Origin of the sequence: Octadecabacter sp. B2R22, from assembly GCF_018861045.1 — a bacterium.
In the GTDB taxonomy this organism is placed as follows: Bacteria; Pseudomonadota; Alphaproteobacteria; order Rhodobacterales; family Rhodobacteraceae; genus Octadecabacter.
Genome location: NZ_JAHKQJ010000005.1, coordinates 385,944 through 407,511 on the forward strand (window position 1 = coordinate 385,944; position 21,568 = coordinate 407,511).

Sequence of the window (21,568 nt, forward strand, 5' to 3'; positions counted from 1 at the left end):
CCCATCATTTTCTTATGTCTGCATTTAGAGCCGCTCTACTGAAATGCAAACCACTCAGCAGGGTTGACTGCACTTTGCCTGTCTCTGACCTCAAGATAAAGCGTTTCAGTGCGTTGACCGGCGGAACCCTGCGCGCTTTCGTTCAAAATTGCTTGAGCTTGCGTGACTTCGCCGCCCATAAGCCCGATTGGCGTGCCGTCTGGTAAGATTTCGCCCGCTTCCCCAAACGCTTCAGCGAGGCCGGCAATCACCCACAGCGTTTCTGCTGCGGGTTCTAGAATGACGACATTGCCGTAATCCAGAAGCGGGCCAGAATAGCGCACGGTTGCGGAAACGGGTGTTGTGACCAGTGCCCGCGGTCGCGTTGCGATCAGGATTCCCGGACGCGCGACACCGGCGGCATCGGCTTCGTTGTATTGTCGAATGACTTGTCCAGCGACTGGAAGGGGGATCGCCCCTTTGATCGTCGCGGCGTCAGGCCCAGCATTGGTCTGGGTATCGCTTAGGCCTGTTGCGAACGCGCTGAGGGTCTCGGAGCTGGCCAGCAGAAGGGCGGTCTGGACAGGGTCATCCGAAAACCGTCGTGGAAGGTCGGTGCGATCAGCGATAGCGGCGGTGAGTTCGGTTCGCGCGGTTTGAACGCCGTCCAACCCATTTTCCAAGACCCCAAGGGCATCCGTCTGTAGGCTGCGCAGGTCCGAAAGTTCACTAAGCTGGCTGCGCAGTTCGATCACCTTTTGCTGCAAAGCGGGCGTTACTTCGGCAAGCATCATACCGGAGCGCGCGGTTCCGGTGGGCCCCGATGGGTGCAGCAATAGAATTGGCGCGGGTGCGCGGCCCATGGTTTGCAAAACGCCAAGAAGTCGGGCGACCTCGTCAGAGCGTGCGGCTAGGTCGGTTTCCAATGTGCGTTGCCGTATCGCAGCGCGACGCAATCCGTCACGCAAGGCTGCCAATCCGTCCTCATAGGCTTGGACGGTTTGGGTCAGGGCAGCGACACGATCAGATCGCCCGTCAGCACTTTCCAAGGTCGATTGCGCTTCTTGCAAACGCACGGCTGCGGCCTGTGCAGCCTCAGACGGTGTCTGCGCTGTCGCGACACCGGCAAGGAGTGCAATTATGACCGCGAGAAACCTCACTCAATCAAGCTCTTTCCGGTCATTTCTGGCGGCAAGTCCAGACCCATCAAGCCAAGCAAAGTCGGTGCCAGATCAGCCAGACGGCCATTGTGTAGCTGTGCGCGCTCGGGCCCGCCAACCAATGCCACAGGAACTGGGTTGATCGTGTGTGCAGTATGGGGACCACCTGTTTCGGGGTCGATCATGGTTTCGCAATTGCCGTGGTCGGCGGTGACCAGCATCGCACCACCCGCAGTTTCCAAAGCGGCCAAAACTGCACCTAACCCTGTGTCGACCGCTTCGCAGGCCGCAACAGCCGCTGCGATGTCGCCGGTATGGCCGACCATATCGGGGTTGGCGTAGTTGCAGATAATCAGGTCGTAGCCGTCGTTGATGGCACCTACGAATGCCTCGGTGACTTCTGCAGCAGACATTTCCGGCTGTAGATCATAGGTCGCCACCTTGGGGGAGGGCGCAAGATAGCGGTCCTCACCAACCTCGGGTGTTTCGACGCCACCGTTCATAAAGAACGTCACATGCGGGTATTTTTCAGTCTCAGCGACGCGAAACTGCCGCAGGCCTTTGGATGCGACCCATGCCCCGATTGTGTTCTTGATCTCTTGCTTCGGGTAACAGGTGGTCATGTAGGCGTTGTGAGCATCCGAGTAGTTCACCATGCCAAGCAAGGACAACGCAGGCCGTCCCGCAACATCAAATCCATTAAAACCAGGCGCGCCCATGGCTGCCAGAATCTCGCGGGCGCGGTCCGCGCGGAAGTTCAAGCAGAACACCCCATCGCCGTCTTTCATGCCGCCGTAACCGCCAAGCACGGTTGCGGGAATAAATTCATCCGTGGTGTCGTTGGCGTAGCCTGCCTCGACGACCGCAACCGCATCATTACCCTTGGGGCCGTCGCCATGGACCATTGCACGGTATGCGGTTTCGACCCGTTCCCAACGGTTGTCCCGATCCAATGCATAGTAACGCCCTGTGACAGACCCGATGGTTACGCTGTCGGGCATCGCTGCAGTAAGATCGCGCAGGAAATCAGCGCCAGACTTGGGGGCTACGTCGCGCCCGTCTGTGATTGCGTGCATCACCACAGGCAATCCCAGATCAACGAGTGCTTTAAGTGCGGCCTGAATGTGAACGATATGGCCATGAACACCACCGTCACTGACCAAACCCATCACATGCGCGGTGCTGCCAGAATCCTTGAGCGCGCCAGCCCATGCCAAGAGGGCCTCATTCGAAAAGAAAGAGCCATCCTCGATCGCCAAATCAATTGCGCCCAAGTCCATCGCAACGACGCGCCCTGCGCCGATATTGGTGTGGCCGACTTCCGAATTGCCCATCTGACCCTTTGGTAAGCCAACGTCAGGCCCATGCGTGATGAGTTCTGCGTTCGGGCCTGCCATGACACGATCGAAGTTCGGGGTATTCGCCATGAGAGGCGCGTTTCCAACCGGATCGGCACGTTTGCCCCATCCGTCAATAATACAAAGGACAACAGGTTTGGGTGCGGTCATGAACTTCTTCCTTTTTGGCGCTGACTTGTTGTAGCGGACCAGATCAGGCGCGAAAACCGCCCCTGCCGTTTCTAGTCAAAAAAAGTCGACTAAACGCGATGATAAGGGGCGCCTGCCAAAATGCTGGCGGCACGATAAAGCTGTTCGGCCAACATCACACGCACCAGCATATGTGGCCACACCATCTTGCCGAAACTCAGCGATGCATCGCATTTCGCGCGCAAGTTAGGGTCAATTCCGTCAGCGCCGCCAATAATAAAAGCAAGATCGCTGCGCCCGTCGTCGCGAAACCGCGCGATGTCTTGCGAAAATTCCGGTGAGGTTTTGATTTTGCCGCGTTCATCCAAAGCGATGACAGCCGCTCCGGCAGGAAGAGCCTTTTCCAGCAACGCAGCCTCAGCCGCCATGCCGCCACCTTTGCGGTCCTCGACCTCGCGCACGTCAATAGGGCCGAGCCCAAGGGCGCGACCCGTACGGTCAAAGCGTTGCAGATAATCGTCGATCAGGTCGCGTTCGGGGCCAGCCCGCAGGCGGCCCACAACGCATAACGTCACACGCATCAGGGCTTTTTCGCCGCCTCTTGCGCCATTTCATCCGGGTTCAGCCACATCTTTTCGAGCTGATAGAACTCGCGAACTTCTGGGCGGAAGAGGTGGACAATGACGTCGCCTGCGTCGATCAAGACCCAGTCGCCAGTTGTTTTGCCTTCGACCTTGGACAAGATGCCAAAGGTTTGTTTCAGGCGGTCTGTCAGCTTTTCGGCCATGGAGGACACTTGACGCGAAGAGCGACCGGACGCGATGATCATATGATCACCCATCTCGGATTTGCCGCGCAGATCAATTTGGACCACATCTTCGGCCTTATCATCGTCGAGGGATTTCAGGACTGCTGCCAAGGTGCTGTCTGAAGTAGGCGTTTGCATGGTCATTCTTTTTGAACTCGTCGGCGGCAGGGGATCCTACCTAGGAAATATGAAATTGCGCAGTGCCCTTCAAAAGAAGCGCCGTCAATAGCCGCGCTGGGCATACCCCAACTTAACAACGGCTTTGTGGCATTACAATGAAGAGAAGGGCTAACCGCTGCACTGCTGCAATTCTGTCGGTTCGTCAACACGCAACGTCTTTGTCGGGGACGCAAGTCGCACAATGCGCTAGTCGAGCGCCTTGTGCGAAATTTCCGACCCTTCGATCATCTTCACTTCGCGTTGGGGGAATGGAATCGAAATACCGTTGTCCGCGAAGGCATCCCAAAGCGCGAGGTACACATTGCCGCGTATGTTCGTCAGCCCGCCGGTGGGGTCTTTGATCCAGAACCGCAGGATGTAATCCACCGAGGAGTCACCAAATCCAACGATGTGGCAAACGGGGGGCCTGAACTCGAGGACACGATCAACGGCGGAGGCCGCTTCGATTGCCAGTTTGCGCACTTGGCGCGGGTTGTCGCCGTATGCGGTGCCAAAATAGATATCCAAGCGTACGTAGTCGTTGGAGTGGGACCAGTTCACCACTTGGGTCGTAATCAAGTCTTCGTTCGGGATCAGATATTCGCGCCCGTCCCGCGTCGTGATCGACACGTATCGCGCACCCAAAGAATTGATCCAGCCAAAGGTCTCGCCGACCGTGATGACATCCCCGGGTTTGATGGATTTATCCAGCAGGATGATGATGCCGCTCACAAGGTTCGAGACGACTTTTTGCAGGCCGAAACCAAGGCCCACACCAATCGCACCGGACAGTACGGCAAGCCCTGTAAGGTCAAAGCCGACAGCACGTAGCCCAATAAAGAACGCCGCACCGTAAAGAACGACCTGCAAGAACTTGACGACAAGCACCCGCATGGACGGGCTGATGTCTTCGTTCGTTTGGATCCGATGTGCCGTTTGTTTGGACACGAACCGTGCGGCCATAAAAAAGACCGACAGAATGAATACACCCTGCAGGACGAGCCAGATCGAAAGGCGGGCATCCCCGACCTCAATCGCGGCGGCGTCGAGGATACCGACGGTTTGGTCCGTCAGTCCGACAATGCGCAGTGTCACCCAGATCCAAGCACCAAAACGAACGATCGAGCGTAAGAACGGGTTGCTAATAAGCCGCGTTGCAAAGACCACAATCAGCCACGCCAAGGCGAGGTTCGCTGCAATGCCAATCAGGTAGGATCGCGAATTCCACGTAAATTCGCGCATTGCGAACAAGACCAGCCAGATCAGCACAACAAAACAAATGCCGCGTAGACGTTTGTGGACGACCAACAACCAACGCAGGCGCCATTTGGGCCAACCTTCACGGGTCCGCATCCAGTTATGGAGCCGTGGCGCTAAAAACTTACTGGTCAGGTGCGCAATGATATAGACGACAATAATGATGCCGATTTGGTAGGCATTCCACGGGCGCAAAAGGCTTTCGCCGAAATTTAGGGCTTGCCCCCAAACGCCCTGACCAATCTCGGCGATCTCTGCGGCTTGTTGCGCAAGATCGTTCGTTTCGTCTTGTTCCATACCGCCTCCTCATCGCGAAACATCGCGCCCTCGGTTCTACTCTAGAACACGCGATGCCAATCGCCAATGCACCGCGAACTGGGCGCGCCTTTATTGGTGTCGGTGCCCTATGGCACCCAAAGTGCCGTATCGGGGTGGAATTGGGACCACGCGAACCAGAAAGCCTGGTGGCTGCCAAGATCGGACCCATCCGCATCAACCGCGCGAATGCCGCCTGCATCTAGTTCCAGTCGAACATTTTCATACGCAATGTCTGCGCCACTGCGCAGGGCCAATAATGCTGGCCCACGCGGGAAGGCAACAGGTTCACCGCTGGCGGTTACCACGCCGATAATGTCGTCTTGAACACCGAGGCGCGGGTCTACGTCACCCACAGGGAAAATCGGACCATTGGCGTCACGTCCGTTGCGGAAATCAAAGTCGCGCCCCAAGGCCAGTTCTTCGATCAACACAGTGGTTTCAGGATGCTCGGCTTTCCAAGTACCCCAATCGGTCGTGATCACGGTCGCCTGTTCCAGTTGCAGCCCGATATCATTTAGGGGGCCGGTCAAGGCTGTGCCAAGAAACGTGTCGAACACGGAATAGGTGTTCACATCATACATCACCTTATTGGACCTGATCAGCAGGCCCGACGTTCGTAAGACGGGCCGTTCAACACCAGCAGGCATTTGGTCAGTAAAGTAGGCCTGCGCCGCGCCGCACAAAGTACAATATGGAATGCCGAGGTCTCGCCCGCCCAAGGTGTCGTTCACCATCTCGCGGACTTCCATGATTTGGCGCGGATAGGCGCGGTATTCACCGTTAATACCAATGCCAAAAACGATGTCATCGTCGTCCAGCCACGTGGCGTCATCGGCGCTTTGAACTTCGGGATTGTCTGCAGCGGGGATGCAATTGCACAAGACATCTGTTTGGTCATAAACGCGGTCGTCGATCGGAACGCCGCCCCATGACACCAAGCGCCAGTCGATGTCGCCTTCAACGAAAATACCATCCCAGCCGTCTAGGAAGTGGGTAAAGATGGCGCGCTTATGGGGGAGGTAGCCGGGATAAGAGGGAATATCCCATGCGATTAAGTGGTCGGTAAGCTCGTGCCAGCGGTTGGGGGTTTCTAGGTCAATCTCCAGCAAACCTGCGGCTGTCTGCGCCAATGCGTCATCAAACGTCTGGCGCCACGTGAACCGCATCATATCGGTGATGATCCATGCCAAACGAGGGTCGCCCGACTGTGCGATCTGTTCAAGAGCGAGCGATTCTCGATTTCCCCATTCGCTTCGTGCGAGGCTGTCCACGAACACGATCTGCAATGCGTCCATGATATCTGGTGCAATGTCGCCGCTGGGAATCGCGGGGGGCGTGCCGTATTCTTGGGTAATGTAGGCTGGAAGCTGCGGTGTCTCTTGTGCGGCCACGCTCTGGCCCATTCCGAACGTCACCAAGGCCGCAATGGTCAAAAGGCCCCGTATTGATCCTAAAGTCTGTCGTGTCATGGCAACGCCCTTCCCGCGAAATTTCGACCACTGTCCGCGAGGCGGTCAGCGAGCGCCAATAACGTTTTCTCAGAAAATGGTGAGGTCCTTGCAATATCGGGGATTTCGGGATCACCCTTGCGGGATGTGGTTTCCGAGTATATCTGCACCCCATGACCCAAGTTTTCGACATGGATGACCGCGCGCGCCTGCCTTGGCGCTTTTATGGTGCAACTTGCACTATTCTTGCTCACCTATGACGGCTCGCACGCCTTTGCGCGTGCCTGACTGAACACATTTTCCATCACCAACAGAACGGGAGAGGACACATGTCCCCCAAAACGCTTTACGATAAAATCTGGGATGCCCACGTGGCTGACGAATCCGATGACGGCACGTGCTTGCTGTATATCGACCGCCACTTGGTCCACGAAGTGACCAGCCCGCAGGCCTTTGAAGGTTTGCGCATGGCAGGTCGTTCAGTGCGCGCACCGGATAAAACCATTGCTGTGCCGGATCACAACGTTCCGACAACGCTGGACCGCGCCAATGCTGAAACCATGACGGAAGACAGCCGAATTCAGGTCGAAGCTTTGGACACGAACGCCAAGGAATTCGGGATTCACTATTATCCTGTGTCTGATGTTCGTCAGGGCATCGTGCACATCGTTGGCCCTGAGCAGGGCTGGACATTGCCGGGCATGACTGTGGTGTGCGGTGACAGCCACACAGCGACTCACGGCGCGTTTGGTGCGCTGGCTCACGGTATCGGCACATCCGAGGTTGAGCACGTTCTGGCGACACAAACGTTGATCCAGAAGAAATCCAAGAACATGAAGGTCGAAATCACAGGCCACCTGAAACCAGGTGTGACGGCGAAAGACATTACCATGTCCGTAATTGGCAAAACCGGCACCGCTGGCGGCACTGGCTATGTGATCGAATATTGCGGTACGGCGATCCAAGATCTTTCTATGGAAGGTCGTATGACCGTTTGTAACATGGCCATCGAGGGCGGCGCACGGGCCGGCCTTATCGCGCCAGACCAGACAACTTATGACTACTGCAAAGGTCGTCCCCACGCACCTAAGGGCGCAGAATGGGAAGCGGCGCAGGCATACTGGGAAACGCTTTATTCCGACGACGACGCAGAGTGGGACATGGTTGTGACGCTCAAGGGCGAAGACATCGCGCCATCCGTCACTTGGGGCACGTCCCCAGAAGACGTTCTGCCAATTGACGCTGTCGTGCCTGACCCGTCTTCCTTTGAGGGCGGTAAGGTCGACGCGGCTGCACGCTCCATCGAGTACATGGGCCTGACAGCTGGTCAAAAACTGACAGACATCGAAATCGACACGGTGTTTATCGGGTCCTGCACGAACGGGCGCATCGAAGATCTGCGCGCCGCTGCTGCAATCCTGAAAGGCAAGAAAGTCAAAGACGGTTTGCGTGCAATGATCGTTCCTGGCTCTGGTCTTGTGCGGGCACAGGCCGAAGAAGAAGGCCTTGCGGACATCTTCAAGGACGCTGGTTTTGAATGGCGCATGGCCGGTTGTTCCATGTGTCTTGCGATGAACCCTGATCAGTTGGCGGAAGGCGAGCGTTGCGCATCAACGTCCAACCGTAACTTTGAAGGTCGCCAAGGCTACAAAGGCCGCACGCACCTTGTGTCTCCAGGGATGGCTGCTGCCGCGGCTCTGACTGGCAAACTCACTGATGTTCGGGACTTGATGTAATGAACCTGAAGCGGCGCGGATTTTTGAGCATGTTAGGGGGCGCATTCGCGGCCCCGATGATGCCGTCCGTGTCATTGGCATCGGCGAGCAAGGCGGCCTATCCGGCATCAGCCCTGCACGCTGCTATCTATCATGCGCAAACGCGAGTTAACTTCTCTGTGTTTTCCTTGGCACAACAGTTGGGTCTGCAGCTTGGGCAGGCCGAACAGCTGATGATAGATATGTCAGAGCGGGGCATTCTTGGCCCGATGCAAGGTACGACGCGGGCTGGGCGCTGGGCGCGCAGCCATGTGATGCGCCGCCCTGCAAGCCATGTGGTCGCAACCCAAAAGGTTGCATCCAAAGCCAGTAAACCTGCTGCCGCTTCGAAAGTTCAGAACACAGTCCCCACAGAAATTGAAGACCCAGAAACGGGTCCCGAAAATAGGACGACGACAATGGAAAAATTCGACAAACATTCTGGTATCGCTGCGCCGATGCCGTTGGTGAACATCGACACGGATATGATCATCCCGAAGGTGTTCTTGAAAACAATCAAACGGTCCGGCCTTGGTGTGAACCTCTTTGATGAGATGCGGTTTGACCGCGAAGGCAACGAAATTGCAGATTTCGTTTTGAATCAGGCAGCGTATCGCGAAGCCTCCGTTCTGGTGGCTGGCGATAACTTTGGGTGCGGGTCTTCCCGTGAACACGCGCCGTGGGCCATTGCGGATTTCGGCATCCGCTGCGTAATCTCCACCAGCTTTGCTGACATCTTCTATAACAACTGCTTCAAGAACGGCATTTTGCCAATCGTGCTGCCAGAAGATCAGCGTGACGCCTTGATGAAGGACGCTGAGAAAGGTGCCAACGCACGTATCGAGATCGACCTTGAGGCGCAGACTGTGACATCTTCGGATGGTGAGGTGTTCAACTTCGAAGTTGATAGCTTCAAGAAACACTGCCTGATGAACGGTCTGGATGACATTGGCCTGACCATGGAAAAGGTCACCGCAATTGATGCGTTTGAAGCGCAGCACGCGACGGATCGTCCCTGGGTGTAACGCCAAGATTGGCGACTTAGGCACTACAGTTTGAAGGGGCGCTCGATTCGAGCGCCCTTTTTTTCGTCTTAGCCCTTAAGTGGACGTTAACGGAAACTTGTGCTGCCTCGAGAGCAAAACCCCTACATCTAGACGGCACCGTTTCAATGCTACGGAATGGTTGCAATCTCGCACCAGTGTTGCCGCAAATTGGCCCTGATCTTTTTGCAAATTCAGTCAGTGACTTGCGGTGATAACTGAATGTGGGCAACATTATGGCAACTATGAGGCAACCTGCCGCAAATGAGCAGGATCAAAACGGGACAAGGGCGCGGCATCGTATCGCGACCGACCGAAATGAGGGTAAAAGGGCAGTGATTTCACGGCTTTCAGGTGCTGTCTTTAGGGCAGCCTTAGTGATCGTTATGATCGCGATTCCATCTTTGATGCTAACGGGTACAACGACGGACACATCGTTGATTGTCACGCTCGTTTGTATTGTTTCGGGGATATTCGTCTTTGTTGAATACAACACAGTCTCCCCGAGCTTAATAGAATTCCGCGATGCGCCGCCGTTCAACCGCGTGCGTTTTTTGGGGCTTGGGACCACAGTCCTGACCCTGACCATCATCGCAAAGGGCTACACGCAACCAACCAATCTGACTTTGCTGTTTGAATTGGTCGGATCCAATCTCGCAGAGGCGATGGATTTCCCATACTCGCCCGTTCGCCTCGTGGTTCTCATGCTGCCTGCCGAAGCAAGTATTGAGCTCGCAAATCGCGTCCGCATAGCTGCCGGGCTAAGCTACTTGGTTTCTTTGCTGTCGCTGGCGTTCTTTGTTCTCGCGCTTCGTCTGAAAAACTGGCCTAATCAGCGCGGTGGATTCAACGTTTGGACAAACCTGCCTACATTTGACCCGACAGCGGGTGGTGATGTGGTTCATCGGTTGGAACGGGATGGTCAAATGAACTTAATCTTTGGGTTCTTGCTGCCGTTTCTTATTCCTGCGTTTGTCAAACTGGCATCCGATGTGTTTAATCCGATCCAGCTACAAGACCCACACACGCTTATTTGGATGATGACCGCATGGGCCTTTATTCCCGCCAGCTTGATCATGCGCGGTATTGCCATGCTTCGGGTCGGTCAGATGATCTCGTATCAGCGCGAAGTCGCATACATGGACGCCAGCAACGAAGACGCTGCACACGCCTAACCTGTTTGGTGGTTGCCTGTTTGGCGCTACCAACTGTTGGCGCGGCGCAATCTGCTGATAGCATTCGCGTAGCAACTTTCGCAGCCCCCCTGAGTCGGGACGGTCCGGGTTTGTTGCTTCGCGATATCGTCCGAGGCGAAGACCCTGAAATCGATGCGATCTTGTCTGTGATCGATCAGGTCTCACCTGACATCTTGGTGCTTACCGATTTCGACTACGATGCCGGAAATGCCGCCTTGGCCGCGTTTTCGGGGCAGTTGTCCGAACCGTTTCCCTATCTCTTTTCAGCACGGCCAAATGCGGGTGTGCACACGGGATTGGACATTGATGGGGATGGGCGAACGGGAGACGCAAGAGACGGTCTTGGCTATGGCCGCTTCCTTGGCGATGGCGGCATGGCTATCCTGTCTCGGCACGCTATCGCGACGGACGATATCCGCGATCTAACGGACCTGTTGTGGAGAGACGTGCCAAACGCCACATTGCCAACAATGAACGGAGAACCGTTCCCATCGCAACAGGTTCACGACATGCTTCCTGTTTCATCTACAGGGCACTGGATTGTACCAATTCAAGTGGGGTCGCAGAGGATCAGCTTGTTGTCATTCGCAGCGACCGCACCAATTTTTGACGGACCGGAAGACTTCAATGGGCTGCGCAATCGAGACGAACTGCGGGTTATGGAAGCGGTGCTGGATGGCCAGATTGGCGATGTTCCTGAAACGCCAATCCTGATTGGAAACGTGAACGCTGAACCTTTTGATGGGGAAGGGGTGCGCAGCGGGATTGCAGGCGTTCTCGCGCGCGAGGACCTGCAAGATCCACACCCAGCGAGCGAGGGTGGCCATGATGCGGCGAACGAAGGGCACCGTGGAAACCCTGCCTTAGACACGGCAGATTGGTCGGACGATGGGCCAGGAAATCTGAGGGTCTCATACGTATTGCCGTCTGCTGATGTGTCGGTTGTTGGCGCGGGCGTGTTCTGGCCCGCGCTTGATGATCCTCTTGCTAGCTTACTGGGCAGTGACGGCCTTGCCGCTGGCCCACACCACCTTGTCTGGGTCGATTTGGTGGCCGAGGGCCTGCCGTAACGCTTCGTTCAGAGGTGTTAGGCCAACCTCTGGGCACAGTTCCATCTGCCTTTGGGCCGTCAAGAAATGTGGCTTTGACCACAGGTATCTCATTTCGACAATCCCGCGTGCGACGGGCCAGACGGGCCGCAGCAATTGGATCGGCCACCACGCCATCTTCTTGGCGGTTACCGTTCGTCCAAGAAGGTCGCCAATGGCCGTTGCGAATTGTTCGGCGGTCAGCTCATAGCTTGGTGCGTTCACGTCTTCGAACTTGCCCAAAGAGGCGCGCTTATCGGCTAGGGCAACCATTGTTGCTGCGACATCTGGCAAGAAAGAATATGCCCGAGGACAATTCACTGGGCCCGGGGACGTGAAAACGCCCTTGGCGGCTTTCTTTGCCATGATCATGTCGAACCAATTTCCAGAGGCCCGAGTGTCGATATAATCGCCCGCTCGAACAACGATCGTTTGGATGTCGGCGGCGCGATAGGCGGCCTCCATGTCAATTCTGACTTTCCCCAACGGATTGTCGGCAAGCTGAGGGGTTTCGTGCCCAAACGCGGCTGGCGCCCTTTCGCCGTAGGTGTAAACGTTGCCAGGGATTATGACGGTTGCATTGCCTGCCTTTGCGACCTCGATAATGTTGGCCGTCATTTCCGGAACCTGTTCTTCCCATTCGTGATAAAGTGGGTTCCACGCGTTCACGATGACAGATGCGCCCCAAGCCGCGTCCCACAACGTGTCTTTCTTGCGATCGAAACGGCGGACTTCCCATCCGGCCTCTTCAAAGGCTAGGGCGGCGTTGCGGCCCATTCTTCCGGTGGGGCCAAGTATGAGAACAGTGTTGTGCATGTTGTATCTCCTTTTGATGGTGACACAATTGTCCATTCAGTTTTGGTTTTGAATTGCCAAAAAATGCAGGTCATGTATTCAATATTGAATGCTTGATTCTCTCGCCTCTGTTGACTGGTCCCTTATCCAAGCCTTCTTAGCGGTCGCTGAAGAGGGGTCATTGTCTGGCGCGGCACGTGTTCTTGGCGCGAGCCAACCGACCCTTGGTCGCCAGATCAAAACATTGGAACACCAGCTTAAGGCCAACCTGTTCGTGCGTCAGGCGCGAGGGTTGGTGTTAACAGAAACCGGAGCAGCCTTGGTTGGGCCCGCGCGTGCGATGCGGGATGCGATGGGTCAGATAACGCTTACTGCGGCGGGGCAGTCGGCGCGAATCGAGGGGACTGTGCGGGTCACGGCAAGCGAAATGACCTCTCAATACCACCTTCCAGACATCATCGCGCATATCCGGGAACAGGAACCCGAAATTGCCGTTGAACTTGTCCCGTCGGATGACAGTCGCAATTTGCTTTATCGTGAGGCTGATATTGCCGTGCGGATGTATCGACCAGCTCAACTAGATCTGGTGACACAGCACATTGGGGACATTCCGCTGACAATGTGCGCAGCGAAAACCTATCTGGAGCGCAAAGGAAAAGGCCTGACGCTCGACAATGTGCATCTGCACGACTTTGTTGGGTTCGATGCAAATCCCGCGATCATTGATGGCTTTAGGCAAGCCGGGATCGAAGTTACGCGGGACTTCTTCAAAGTGCGTTGTGACAACAACGCGGCCTACTGGGCTTTGGTTAGGTCTGGCTGCGGGGTCGGATTTTCGCAATTGGACATCGCCCTGAACGATCCGCTGATTGATCTCATCGACGCGGGGTTCCCCATTCCTCCATTGCCGATCTGGCTGACTGCCCACGAAGCCATGCGCCATACGCCGCGTATTCGGCGGGTTTGGGACCTACTGGCAGAAGGTCTGAAACCTTTCGTTGCATAGCGGTTTCTTGACCAATCGGGGCTGACGGGCTAGGCGCATGCCAACACTCATCAGCTTAGGAATTTCCCCATGTCGAACCCATCCCTATTGATTTTGCCCGGTGACGGCATTGGCCAAGAAGTCATGGCAGAAGTGCGCCGTGTAATTGATTGGTTCGGCGCCAAGCGCGATCTTCAGTTTGACGTCTCCGAAGACCTTGTTGGCGGCGCGGCCTACGACAAACACGGCGTGCCATTGCACGACGACACGATGGCCAAAGCGCAAGAAGTTGACGCGGTCCTTCTTGGTGCTGTTGGTGGCCCGAAGTACGACGATCTGGATTTCTCCGTTAAACCTGAACGCGGCCTTCTGCGCCTGCGCAAGGAAATGGACCTGTTCGCCAACCTGCGCCCTGCGCAGTGCTTTGACGCGCTGGCAGATTTTTCCAGCTTGAAGCCGGAACTGGTTGCGGGTCTCGACATCATGATCGTGCGCGAACTGACGTCTGGCGTTTACTTCGGTGAGCCGCGCGGCATCCATATGGAAGACAACATGCGTGTGGGTGTGAATACCCAGCGTTACACCGAAGCCGAAATCGAACGTGGCGCACGTGCTGCTTTCGAATTGGCCATGAAGCGCGACAAGAAATTGTGTTCCATGGAAAAAGCCAACGTGATGGAATCCGGCATCCTGTGGCGCGACGTCGTGACCGAAGTGCACGCCGACTACCCAGAGGTCGAACTGTCCCACATGTACGCCGACAACGGCGCGATGCAGTTGGTACGCGCCCCAAAACAGTTTGACGTTATCTACACAGACAACCTGTTTGGTGACATTTTGTCCGACTGCGCGGCGATGTTGACGGGCTCCCTTGGTATGTTGCCATCTGCGTCCCTTGGTTCCCCAATGGAGAACGGCCGCCCGAAAGCGATGTACGAACCTGTACACGGTTCTGCACCTGACATCACAGGCCAAGGCAAGGCGAACCCAATTGCCTGTATCCTTAGCTTTGCGATGGCTCTGCGTTATTCTTTCGATCAAGGCGAAGATGCGACACGTCTTGAGACTGCAATTGAAAAAGTGCTCGCTGATGGTGTTCGCACCGGCGATTTACTGAGCGATGAGAACAGCACAGCCGTAAGCACATCCGGTATGACAGACGCGATTTTGGCGGCGCTCGACGCGTCTCTCTAAGACCGATCAAATGATATTGAGAAAGCGGCGATGAACAATCGCCGCTTTTTTGCGTTCTATGTTAGTGCTAACGGTAACTAAGCCACATAGAGATTTCGGTATGTCCCCTAATGCAAAAGGCGCTGTTTTTGCGCTCATCGCTTTCGCTGTTTTTGCTACTCATGACGTCTTCATCAAGACGTTGGGTGAGTTCTATTCGCCGATTCAAATCGTTTTCTTTTCGGTCCTGTTCAGTTTTCCGCTCGCCACGGTCATGCTGATGCGTGATTCCAAGCCCGGGCATCTGGTGCCGCGTCACCCGTGGTGGGTGGCCATACGCACGATTGCTTCAGTGGCCACTGCTGTGTCGGCTTTTTATGCGTTCTCGGTTCTGCCTTTGGCGCAGACCTACGCGATCCTTTTTGCAGCGCCGCTTTTGATTACGATCCTCGCTATTCCGATTCTGGGGGAACGGGTGCGGTTGCGCCGATGGCTCGCGGTCATCGTCGGCTTGTCAGGTGTTTTTGTCGTGTTGCGACCGGGGACTACGGACCTGACTCTTGGGCATGCGGCCGCTTTGATCGCGGCAGTCGGGAGTGCGGTGGCATCTATCATTGTGCGGCGTATCGGAGCGGATGAGCGCCCCGTTGTCATGCTTCTTTACCCATTGATGGCGAACTTTGTACTCATGGGGGCCGGACTGGCGTTTGTGTATGAACCGATGCCAATCGAACACCTTGGCCTTGTCGCGTTGGTCGCGATCTTTGCATGGACTGCAGGTCGGCTTGTCATATCGGCCTATCAGGCAGGCGAAGCAGCAATCATTGCGCCGATGCAATATAGCCAGATCATCTGGGCGACGATTTTTGGCACTTTGTTTTTCGACGAAACGATTGATGGCGCGACGATCCTTGGTGCAGGCATTATCATCGCGTCGGGTCTTTATATTGTGCTTCGCGAAAGCCGTTCGGACGGGGAATCAACAACGCCTGTCCTGCGCACACGGTCGCGACATGAAACAGGGACATACCTGCGGGCTGGGCCGCTCTTGCGTTTGATGGGGCGGCATCCCGACAGCAAGACGCCGCGATAGATTACCGTTCTCTGTCCGTCATATGGTCGACGTTTTGGAGCTCTCATGATGAGGGTGCGCCCTTGAGGACAATCCTAGCTTCAGTCGGCTGCAAGAATGCCTTTTGATGCAGCGTCAAGGTGAGCGAAATTATTTCCGATTATTTTACTCAGGATACTTGACCGCGCACGCGCTGCTTTGTAGTTGAGTAAAAAAGTCAGATATAGGAAAGTTCCGATGACAACTAAGACACTCACTCTTGCCGCGCTGCTGCTTGGCACTGTTGCACCTGCATATGCTGAAGGCGATTTGAACCTCTATTCAGCACGCCACTATGATACCGATGAGCGGCTCTATTCTGACTTCGAAGATGCCACGGGCATCACAATTAACCGGATTGAAGGCAAAGCTGATGAGCTTGCGGCACGTATGCAAGCCGAGGGTCAGAACTCCCCAGCGGATATTCTGATCACTGTGGACACGTCTCGTTTGGAACGCGCCAAGGACATGGGCATCTTGCAGTCGGTTGATAGCGATATCCTCGAGGAACGCATTCCAGCCAATCTGCAAGACAGTGACAACCAATGGTTTGGGTTCTCACAGCGTGCGCGCGTGATCTTCTATGACAAAGCGGACGTGGCAAACCCTCCGGCAACATATCTTGATCTGGCCGATCCTGCGTATGAGGGCCTCGTTTGCATTCGGTCTTCGACGAACACCTATAACCAAACGCTATTGGCTTCGATCATTGAAAACCACGGCGAAGAAGTTGCCCGCGACTGGGCGCAGGGTGTCGTAAACAACATGGCACGTGACCCGCAGGGCGGTGACACGGACCAGCTGCGCGGTATCGTGTCGGGCGAGTGTGAAATCGCAGTGTCTAACACTTATTACTTCGCGCGTGCGATCCGCACCGAGGTTGATGGCCTGTCAGAGAGCATTGACATGATCGGGCTGCAATGGCCAAGCCAAGACGGTGAAGGTGCACACATGAACCTGTCTGGTGCAGGTGTTGCGGCCCACGCGCCGAACCGTGAAAACGCTGTGCTGTTTTTGGAATACCTCGCGTCTGATCAAGCGCAGCAGTACTTCTCGAACGGAAATGACGAGTTCCCAGCAGTAGAAGGCGTTGAGTTGAGCGCAGAAGTCGCATCTTTGGGTGGGTTCCGCGCGGACAACGTTGACTTAAGCGCAGTTGCCAAGCAGTTGCCGTTGGCACTGACCATCTTCAATGATGTCGGTTGGGAATAAAGAACGACCAAGACCTTGGATAGAATGGGGCGTAGCGAAAGCTGCGCCCTTTTTCTGTTGGGCTGATCAGTGACGAGCGACCTTTCGGCACAGCAAGATGACAGGCAGCAATCCGATTGCGCCGATCAAAAGACTTGGCACGGCTGCTCCGTTCAGCCGTTCATCTGATGCCAAACGGTACGCCTGCACCGCCAAAGTATCAAAGTTGAAGGGCCTCATAATAAGGGTCGCGGGGAGTTCCTTCATCACGTCCACAAAGACGATTAATGCGGCCGTCAGCAGGCTTGGCGTCAGCAGTGGTACATGGACACGACGCACTGTGCCGATGGCTGACTCGCCCAGTATTCGGCTTGCCGAGTCGATATTGCGGCTGACCGAGGAAATACCGCCCTCATAAGCCCCCAATGCCGCGGCGAGGAACCGGATCAAATAGGCCCCGATCAAAAGCCAGATGGACCCTGTGAACAGCAGCCCTGTGGAAATGTCGAACGTCTCTCGCATCCAAGCATCGAGCGCGTTGTCAAAAGCCGCAAATGGCACGAGCAGGCCAACCGCGATCACCCCGCCCGGCACCGCATATCCGATCCGCGCGACATATAGCGCGGCCGAGGCTGCGCGGCTGTCGCGCAACCGTGCAAAGCTGCCCAAGACAACGGCGATGATAACCGTCACCACTGCCGCAATCGACGCCAAGGTCAGCGAATTCGTGATGAACCCAATATAACGGCTGCTGAGGAGATCCTGTTCCGAACCGATTGCCATGACCGTCAGTGCAATCACTGGAAGGACAACGCCCATCGCCACCGGAAGTCCACAAAGGATCATCGCGGCAAATTTTGAGAGACCTGTAAGTTTTATACGGCCGATGACCTCTTGGCGTTTCCCGTTTGAGAACTGCGCGCGGCCACGGTTGGCGCGTTCCAGCATGGCTAGAAGGAGCGCGAACGCCAACAGCCCAAGCGATAGTTGTGCAGCCGCACCCCTATCGGCCATCGAGAACCAGCTTGTGTAAATACCCGTCGCAAAGGTCTGTACCCCGAAATAGGAAACCGTGCCGAAATCCGCGATGGTTTCCATCATTGTCAGCAAGACGCCCGCCGCAATAGCAGGCCGTGCGAGGGGCAAAGAAACTGTCAAAAACGCCCGCGCTGGCGACTTGCCAAGCGAGCGCGCCGCAAGGAATGTCGTCGCGCTTTGACCCAAGAAGGCAGCCCGCGCAAGAAGGTAAACATAAGGGTAGAGCACAAGCGTCAACATCATTGCCGCCCCGCCCATCGACCGGATTTCGGGGAACCAATAATCCCGTGGCCCCCAACCCGTCAGGTCGCGTAGCAGTGTTTGCACGATACCGGGATGGTCCAGCACATGCGTATAGGCATAGGCTAACACATAGGCCGGAAAGGCCAGCGGGATGACCAAGGCGACCTCAAGCACGCGGCGGGCGGGAAAGTCGGTCATCGTGACAAGCCACGCCGCACCTGTCCCGATCATGAACGTCCCAAAACCAACGATCAAAACCAGACTGGCCGTGTTGAGCGTGTAGTCATCCAAGACGGACCCAGCGAGGTGGCGTAGGGTCTCTGTGCCGCTTGTCAGGGCAGCAAACAGGACCGCGACATGGGGCAGGATGCAAAACGCAGCGATCGCAAACACCATTGCGCCGATGGCTTTGTCAGCGAATTGCCAAAATGAGCGATGAGGCTTGATTGTTTTCTGTGAAGTGTCGGTCATGACCGCTTGCTAGCGCATTGGCCCTGCATCGTCCATCTATCGCCGAGTATTTCAGTCGGGAATAGTGGGTTAGTCTGCTGGATGGTCATCATAATCGTCACGCAGAATGCGCGCGCTGTCGCCTTCGGGATCATCATATTGGTCAGACCGTAAGGTCCACCAAAAGGCCACAAGCCCAAGGCAACCAAGGCCAAGAGAAACCGGAATAAGGAACGTCAGAACCTCCATCAGCGGGTCCTTAGCGCGTTCAGGGACACAATGATCGAGCTGGACGACATGGCGATTGCTGCCGCTAAGGGCGTAGCAAAGCCAAAGAAGGCAATCGGAACGGCAATCGCATTATAGCAAGCGGCAATGCCGAAGTTTTCCAAGATGCGACGGCGCGCTGATTTGGCAATCCGTAGCCCATCTGCAATCTGTGACACGTCGGGAGCAACAAGCACCATGTCGGCCGCAACACGGGTCGCATCAAGGGCGGAGGCAGGCGCGATAGACACATGAGCAAGCGCCATGGCGGCGGTGTCATTCAGCCCGTCGCCAACCATTAACACTTTGTCGCCATCGGCGGTCATCTGTTTGAGGATCGCAGCTTTATCATCGGGCAAAATTCCGGCGCGCCAATCGGTCAGTCCAAGAGGGGTCGCAAACTGTTCAACGTTGTCGGGCGTGTCCCCAGACAGCAGTGTTATCGGAAACCCGAGATCCTTGAGCAGCTCAAGGAGCTCGGCCACGCCTGTCCGCAACGTGTCTTCAAATTCGAGCGCAATAGGCGCTTGATCACCGACGCGCAGCTGCGTGCCGTCACTCGTGCCGCCAACCCAATCCGCACGCCCAAGGGCAACAGATTGTCCGTTCCACTGGCCAGAGATACCATGACCCGCCTGTTCTTTGACGTTGGTGAGCGTCACCTCGGGTAGGTCCATCTCAGCGGCTGCTTGTGCGATGGCTTTGCTGCGCGGGTGCGCGGATGAACTGGCGAGTGCGGCGGCCACGGCCATGTCGGCAGGGGCAATGGCATCGGGATTCAGAAGGCGCGGTTGGCCAATCGTTAGAGTGCCTGTCTTGTCAAAGACCACCGCCGTGACTTCTGCCAAACGCTCCAAGGCTGTGGCGTGTTTCACCAACAGCCCTTTGCGAAACAAGGCGCCAGAGGCAACGGTGGAGACCGCCGGAACTGCAAGGCCAAGCGCACAAGGGCAAGTGATGATAAGGGTCGCAACCGCAATGTTAAGAGAGAACCGCAAATCGCCGCCCGTCAGGTACATCCACATGAGAAAGGCAGCAAACGACAGCAAGTGCACGGCTGGCGCATAAATTGCGGCGGCTCTGTCTGCGAGCGAGTTGTATTTTGATTTCGAGTTCTCTGCGATGGCGATCAGATCAGCCAAAGCATGTAGGAACGTGTCTTTCCCGACCGCAGTGACACGAACGTGCAGCGGTCCCGTCAGGTTGATTTCACCAGCGCGCACTTGGTCGCCAAGACGGACGGCAATTGGGTCGGACTCACCTGTTAGGAATGCGCGGTCTAATTCGCTGTCGCCATCTATAATTTCGCCATCGATTGGCATCCGCGCGCCAGGACGGACCAAGACCGTGTCGCCGACAACCAAAGTGTCCAGCGCGACCGTGTCAGGTTTGCCATCGGTCAGAAGAAGCGCGGTTGGGGCCTCTAACGCGGCGAGTTCGGTAGCGGCAGAGCGTGCGATCGTGCGCGTGCGTTGATCTAGGTACCGCCCTGCTAGCAAGAAGAAACACAACGACAAAGCGGCGTCGAAATAGGCATGTTCACCGGAGTTCGCGACTTCGAACAGGGACATGCCTGCCGCAAGAAAAATCGCCAACGTAATCGGAACGTCCATGTTCAAACGCGCGACGCGAAGGGCTTTCCATGCGTTCACGTAGAAAGGTTTGGCAGCAAAAATGATCGTCGGCAGCGCGATGGCCGCGGAAATCCAATGGAACAAGTCACGCGTCGCGTCACTGGCGCCTGACCAGATCGCTACGGACAACAGCATGACGTTCATCATCGCGAAACCGGATACACCAAGACGCATCAGGATATCGCGTGCCGCATTGTCCGATTGATCAGCCGAAAGGGTCGCTTGATCCAAGGGTTGCGCATCATAGCCCAGCCGCGCCAACGCTTCCGTGAGCATTTCGTCCGAGACATCATTGCGAGCATGAACCACGGCGCGTTTACGGGTCAGGTTTACCCGAACAGACGAAACGCCATCGATGTCCATCAGCCCGCGTTCCACGGTCGATATACAAGCCGCGCAATGCATGCTTGGCAAAGACAAAGCGATCTCTTGATCGCCCGCTTGCGCCGTGCCTGCCGCACGGGATGTCGCCAAAGACGTGGCATCACAGCCAGGGCAGGCAGACATCCTGATATGGGCGTCGGTTGCGCTCATCTGTGCACAAGTACCACGATGCGCTGGCGAAACGCCGTGCCATCTTCGGCGACTGCTTCCATGCGCAAATTCCAGTTCCCTGCGGAGGTTGTGACAGGGGCAGTGTAGTTGACGCCTGTAAACAAAAAGTCGGGCGTTTGGTCGTCCCGCACGCTGGTTGCGCGGCCAAAGGTGCCGTCAAGCTCGGCCACTTCAACAGGACGACCGTCTTCGTCGGTGATGTTGAGGTGAAGTTCTTCGTCGATGACTTCGGCGGAAACCGTCCAACCCAGTGCTAACTGCGCATCACGGTCAGCATCAAAGTTCTGGCTCGCGACATACGAGTTCTTAACCTCAAGTCCCGGGAACGTTTGAACCGCGGAATAGGCGAGGAAAAGATTGACCGAGATGATGATCGCAAAGGCTCCAGCCATTCCGAAGAAGACTTTGCGGCCGGTCAATGGGGCCATG

19 protein-coding genes are annotated in these 21,568 nt (G+C 56.1%); 8 read left to right on the forward strand and 11 right to left on the reverse strand.

Features of this window, described 5'->3' with window-relative positions:
* Window positions 1-35 precede the first annotated feature (35 nt).
* From KO486_RS04475 to KO486_RS04500, 6 genes are all read right to left on the reverse strand, one after another.
* Entirely contained in the window at window positions 36-1,139 is a 1,104-nt protein-coding gene (locus tag KO486_RS04475) for a peptidoglycan DD-metalloendopeptidase family protein (protein ID WP_216036036.1), read from the reverse strand.
* Window positions 1,136-2,647: a 2,3-bisphosphoglycerate-independent phosphoglycerate mutase gene (gene gpmI, locus KO486_RS04480; protein ID WP_216036037.1), complete on the reverse strand. Its 1,512-nt coding sequence runs from the start codon at window positions 2,645-2,647 to the stop codon at window positions 1,136-1,138. Before gpmI ends, KO486_RS04475 begins: the two co-directional genes overlap by 4 nt.
* An 89-nt stretch (window positions 2,648-2,736) precedes the next feature.
* Window positions 2,737-3,207 (reverse strand): 23S rRNA (pseudouridine(1915)-N(3))-methyltransferase RlmH, encoded by a 471-nt coding sequence (rlmH, locus tag KO486_RS04485; RefSeq protein WP_216036038.1) that lies wholly within the window; start codon window positions 3,205-3,207, stop codon window positions 2,737-2,739.
* Window positions 3,207-3,578, reverse strand: coding sequence for a ribosome silencing factor (gene rsfS / locus KO486_RS04490; RefSeq protein WP_216036039.1), 372 nt, complete (start codon window positions 3,576-3,578; stop codon window positions 3,207-3,209). Before rsfS ends, rlmH begins: the two co-directional genes overlap by 1 nt.
* Before the next feature lie 222 nt (window positions 3,579-3,800).
* Window positions 3,801-5,147: a mechanosensitive ion channel domain-containing protein gene (locus KO486_RS04495; RefSeq protein WP_216036040.1), complete on the reverse strand. Its 1,347-nt coding sequence runs from the start codon at window positions 5,145-5,147 to the stop codon at window positions 3,801-3,803.
* Between the two features lie 107 nt (window positions 5,148-5,254).
* Window positions 5,255-6,637, reverse strand: a complete 1,383-nt coding sequence (locus KO486_RS04500; RefSeq protein WP_216036041.1) for a DUF3179 domain-containing (seleno)protein — start codon at window positions 6,635-6,637, stop codon at window positions 5,255-5,257.
* A 308-nt stretch (window positions 6,638-6,945) separates the two neighbouring features.
* On the opposite strand from KO486_RS04500, the gene leuC reads away from it, so the two are divergent.
* The 4 genes from leuC (at window position 6,946) to KO486_RS04520 (ending at window position 11,679) form a co-directional block, all read left to right on the forward strand.
* Window positions 6,946-8,352 carry a 3-isopropylmalate dehydratase large subunit gene (gene leuC / locus KO486_RS04505; RefSeq protein ID WP_216036042.1) on the forward strand — a complete coding sequence of 469 codons (1,407 nt, stop codon included), beginning with the start codon at window positions 6,946-6,948 and terminating at the stop codon, window positions 8,350-8,352.
* Between the two features lie 437 nt (window positions 8,353-8,789).
* Window positions 8,790-9,395 carry a 3-isopropylmalate dehydratase small subunit gene (leuD, locus tag KO486_RS04510; protein WP_216036230.1) on the forward strand — a complete coding sequence of 202 codons (606 nt, stop codon included), beginning with the start codon at window positions 8,790-8,792 and terminating at the stop codon, window positions 9,393-9,395.
* A 404-nt stretch (window positions 9,396-9,799) separates the two neighbouring features.
* Entirely contained in the window at window positions 9,800-10,588 is a 789-nt protein-coding gene (locus tag KO486_RS04515) for a hypothetical protein (protein WP_252734582.1), read from the forward strand.
* Between the two features lie 20 nt (window positions 10,589-10,608).
* The gene (locus KO486_RS04520; protein ID WP_252734559.1) at window positions 10,609-11,679 is read left to right on the forward strand and encodes an endonuclease/exonuclease/phosphatase family protein; all 1,071 of its coding nucleotides are present in this window, start codon (window positions 10,609-10,611) and stop codon (window positions 11,677-11,679) included.
* Here KO486_RS04520 and KO486_RS04525 read toward each other — a convergent pair.
* Window positions 11,602-12,513: an epimerase gene (locus KO486_RS04525; RefSeq protein WP_216036044.1), complete on the reverse strand. Its 912-nt coding sequence runs from the start codon at window positions 12,511-12,513 to the stop codon at window positions 11,602-11,604. The two genes, KO486_RS04520 and KO486_RS04525, sit on opposite strands and share 78 nt — an antisense overlap.
* Window positions 12,514-12,601: 88 nt before the next feature.
* Between KO486_RS04525 and KO486_RS04530 the strand changes: the two genes are divergently transcribed.
* From KO486_RS04530 to KO486_RS04545, 4 genes are all read left to right on the forward strand, one after another.
* Window positions 12,602-13,498: a LysR family transcriptional regulator gene (locus KO486_RS04530; protein ID WP_216036045.1), complete on the forward strand. Its 897-nt coding sequence runs from the start codon at window positions 12,602-12,604 to the stop codon at window positions 13,496-13,498.
* 69 nt (window positions 13,499-13,567) lie between these two features.
* On the forward strand, window positions 13,568-14,671 hold the full coding sequence (gene leuB / locus KO486_RS04535) for a 3-isopropylmalate dehydrogenase (protein ID WP_216036046.1): 1,104 nt from the start codon (window positions 13,568-13,570) through the stop codon (window positions 14,669-14,671).
* A 100-nt stretch (window positions 14,672-14,771) separates the two neighbouring features.
* Window positions 14,772-15,743 (forward strand): DMT family transporter, encoded by a 972-nt coding sequence (locus KO486_RS04540; protein ID WP_216036047.1) that lies wholly within the window; start codon window positions 14,772-14,774, stop codon window positions 15,741-15,743.
* Window positions 15,744-15,959: 216 nt separating this feature from the next.
* A complete protein-coding gene (locus tag KO486_RS04545) occupies window positions 15,960-16,973 on the forward strand; it encodes an extracellular solute-binding protein (RefSeq protein ID WP_216036048.1) in 1,014 nt (337 codons plus the stop codon).
* Window positions 16,974-17,039: 66 nt separating this feature from the next.
* Here the strand turns inward: KO486_RS04545 and KO486_RS04550 are convergent, their stop codons facing one another.
* From KO486_RS04550 to KO486_RS04565, 4 genes are all read right to left on the reverse strand, one after another.
* A complete protein-coding gene (locus KO486_RS04550) occupies window positions 17,040-18,629 on the reverse strand; it encodes an iron ABC transporter permease (protein WP_252734583.1) in 1,590 nt (529 codons plus the stop codon).
* Window positions 18,630-18,773: 144 nt separating this feature from the next.
* Window positions 18,774-18,932 carry a cbb3-type cytochrome oxidase assembly protein CcoS gene (gene ccoS, locus KO486_RS04555; protein ID WP_216036050.1) on the reverse strand — a complete coding sequence of 53 codons (159 nt, stop codon included), beginning with the start codon at window positions 18,930-18,932 and terminating at the stop codon, window positions 18,774-18,776.
* On the reverse strand, window positions 18,932-21,118 hold the full coding sequence (locus tag KO486_RS04560; RefSeq protein ID WP_216036051.1) for a heavy metal translocating P-type ATPase: 2,187 nt from the start codon (window positions 21,116-21,118) through the stop codon (window positions 18,932-18,934). Before KO486_RS04560 ends, ccoS begins: the two co-directional genes overlap by 1 nt.
* Window positions 21,115-21,567: a FixH family protein gene (locus KO486_RS04565; RefSeq protein ID WP_216036231.1), complete on the reverse strand. Its 453-nt coding sequence runs from the start codon at window positions 21,565-21,567 to the stop codon at window positions 21,115-21,117. Before KO486_RS04565 ends, KO486_RS04560 begins: the two co-directional genes overlap by 4 nt.
* Between the last annotated feature and the right edge of the window lies 1 nt (window position 21,568).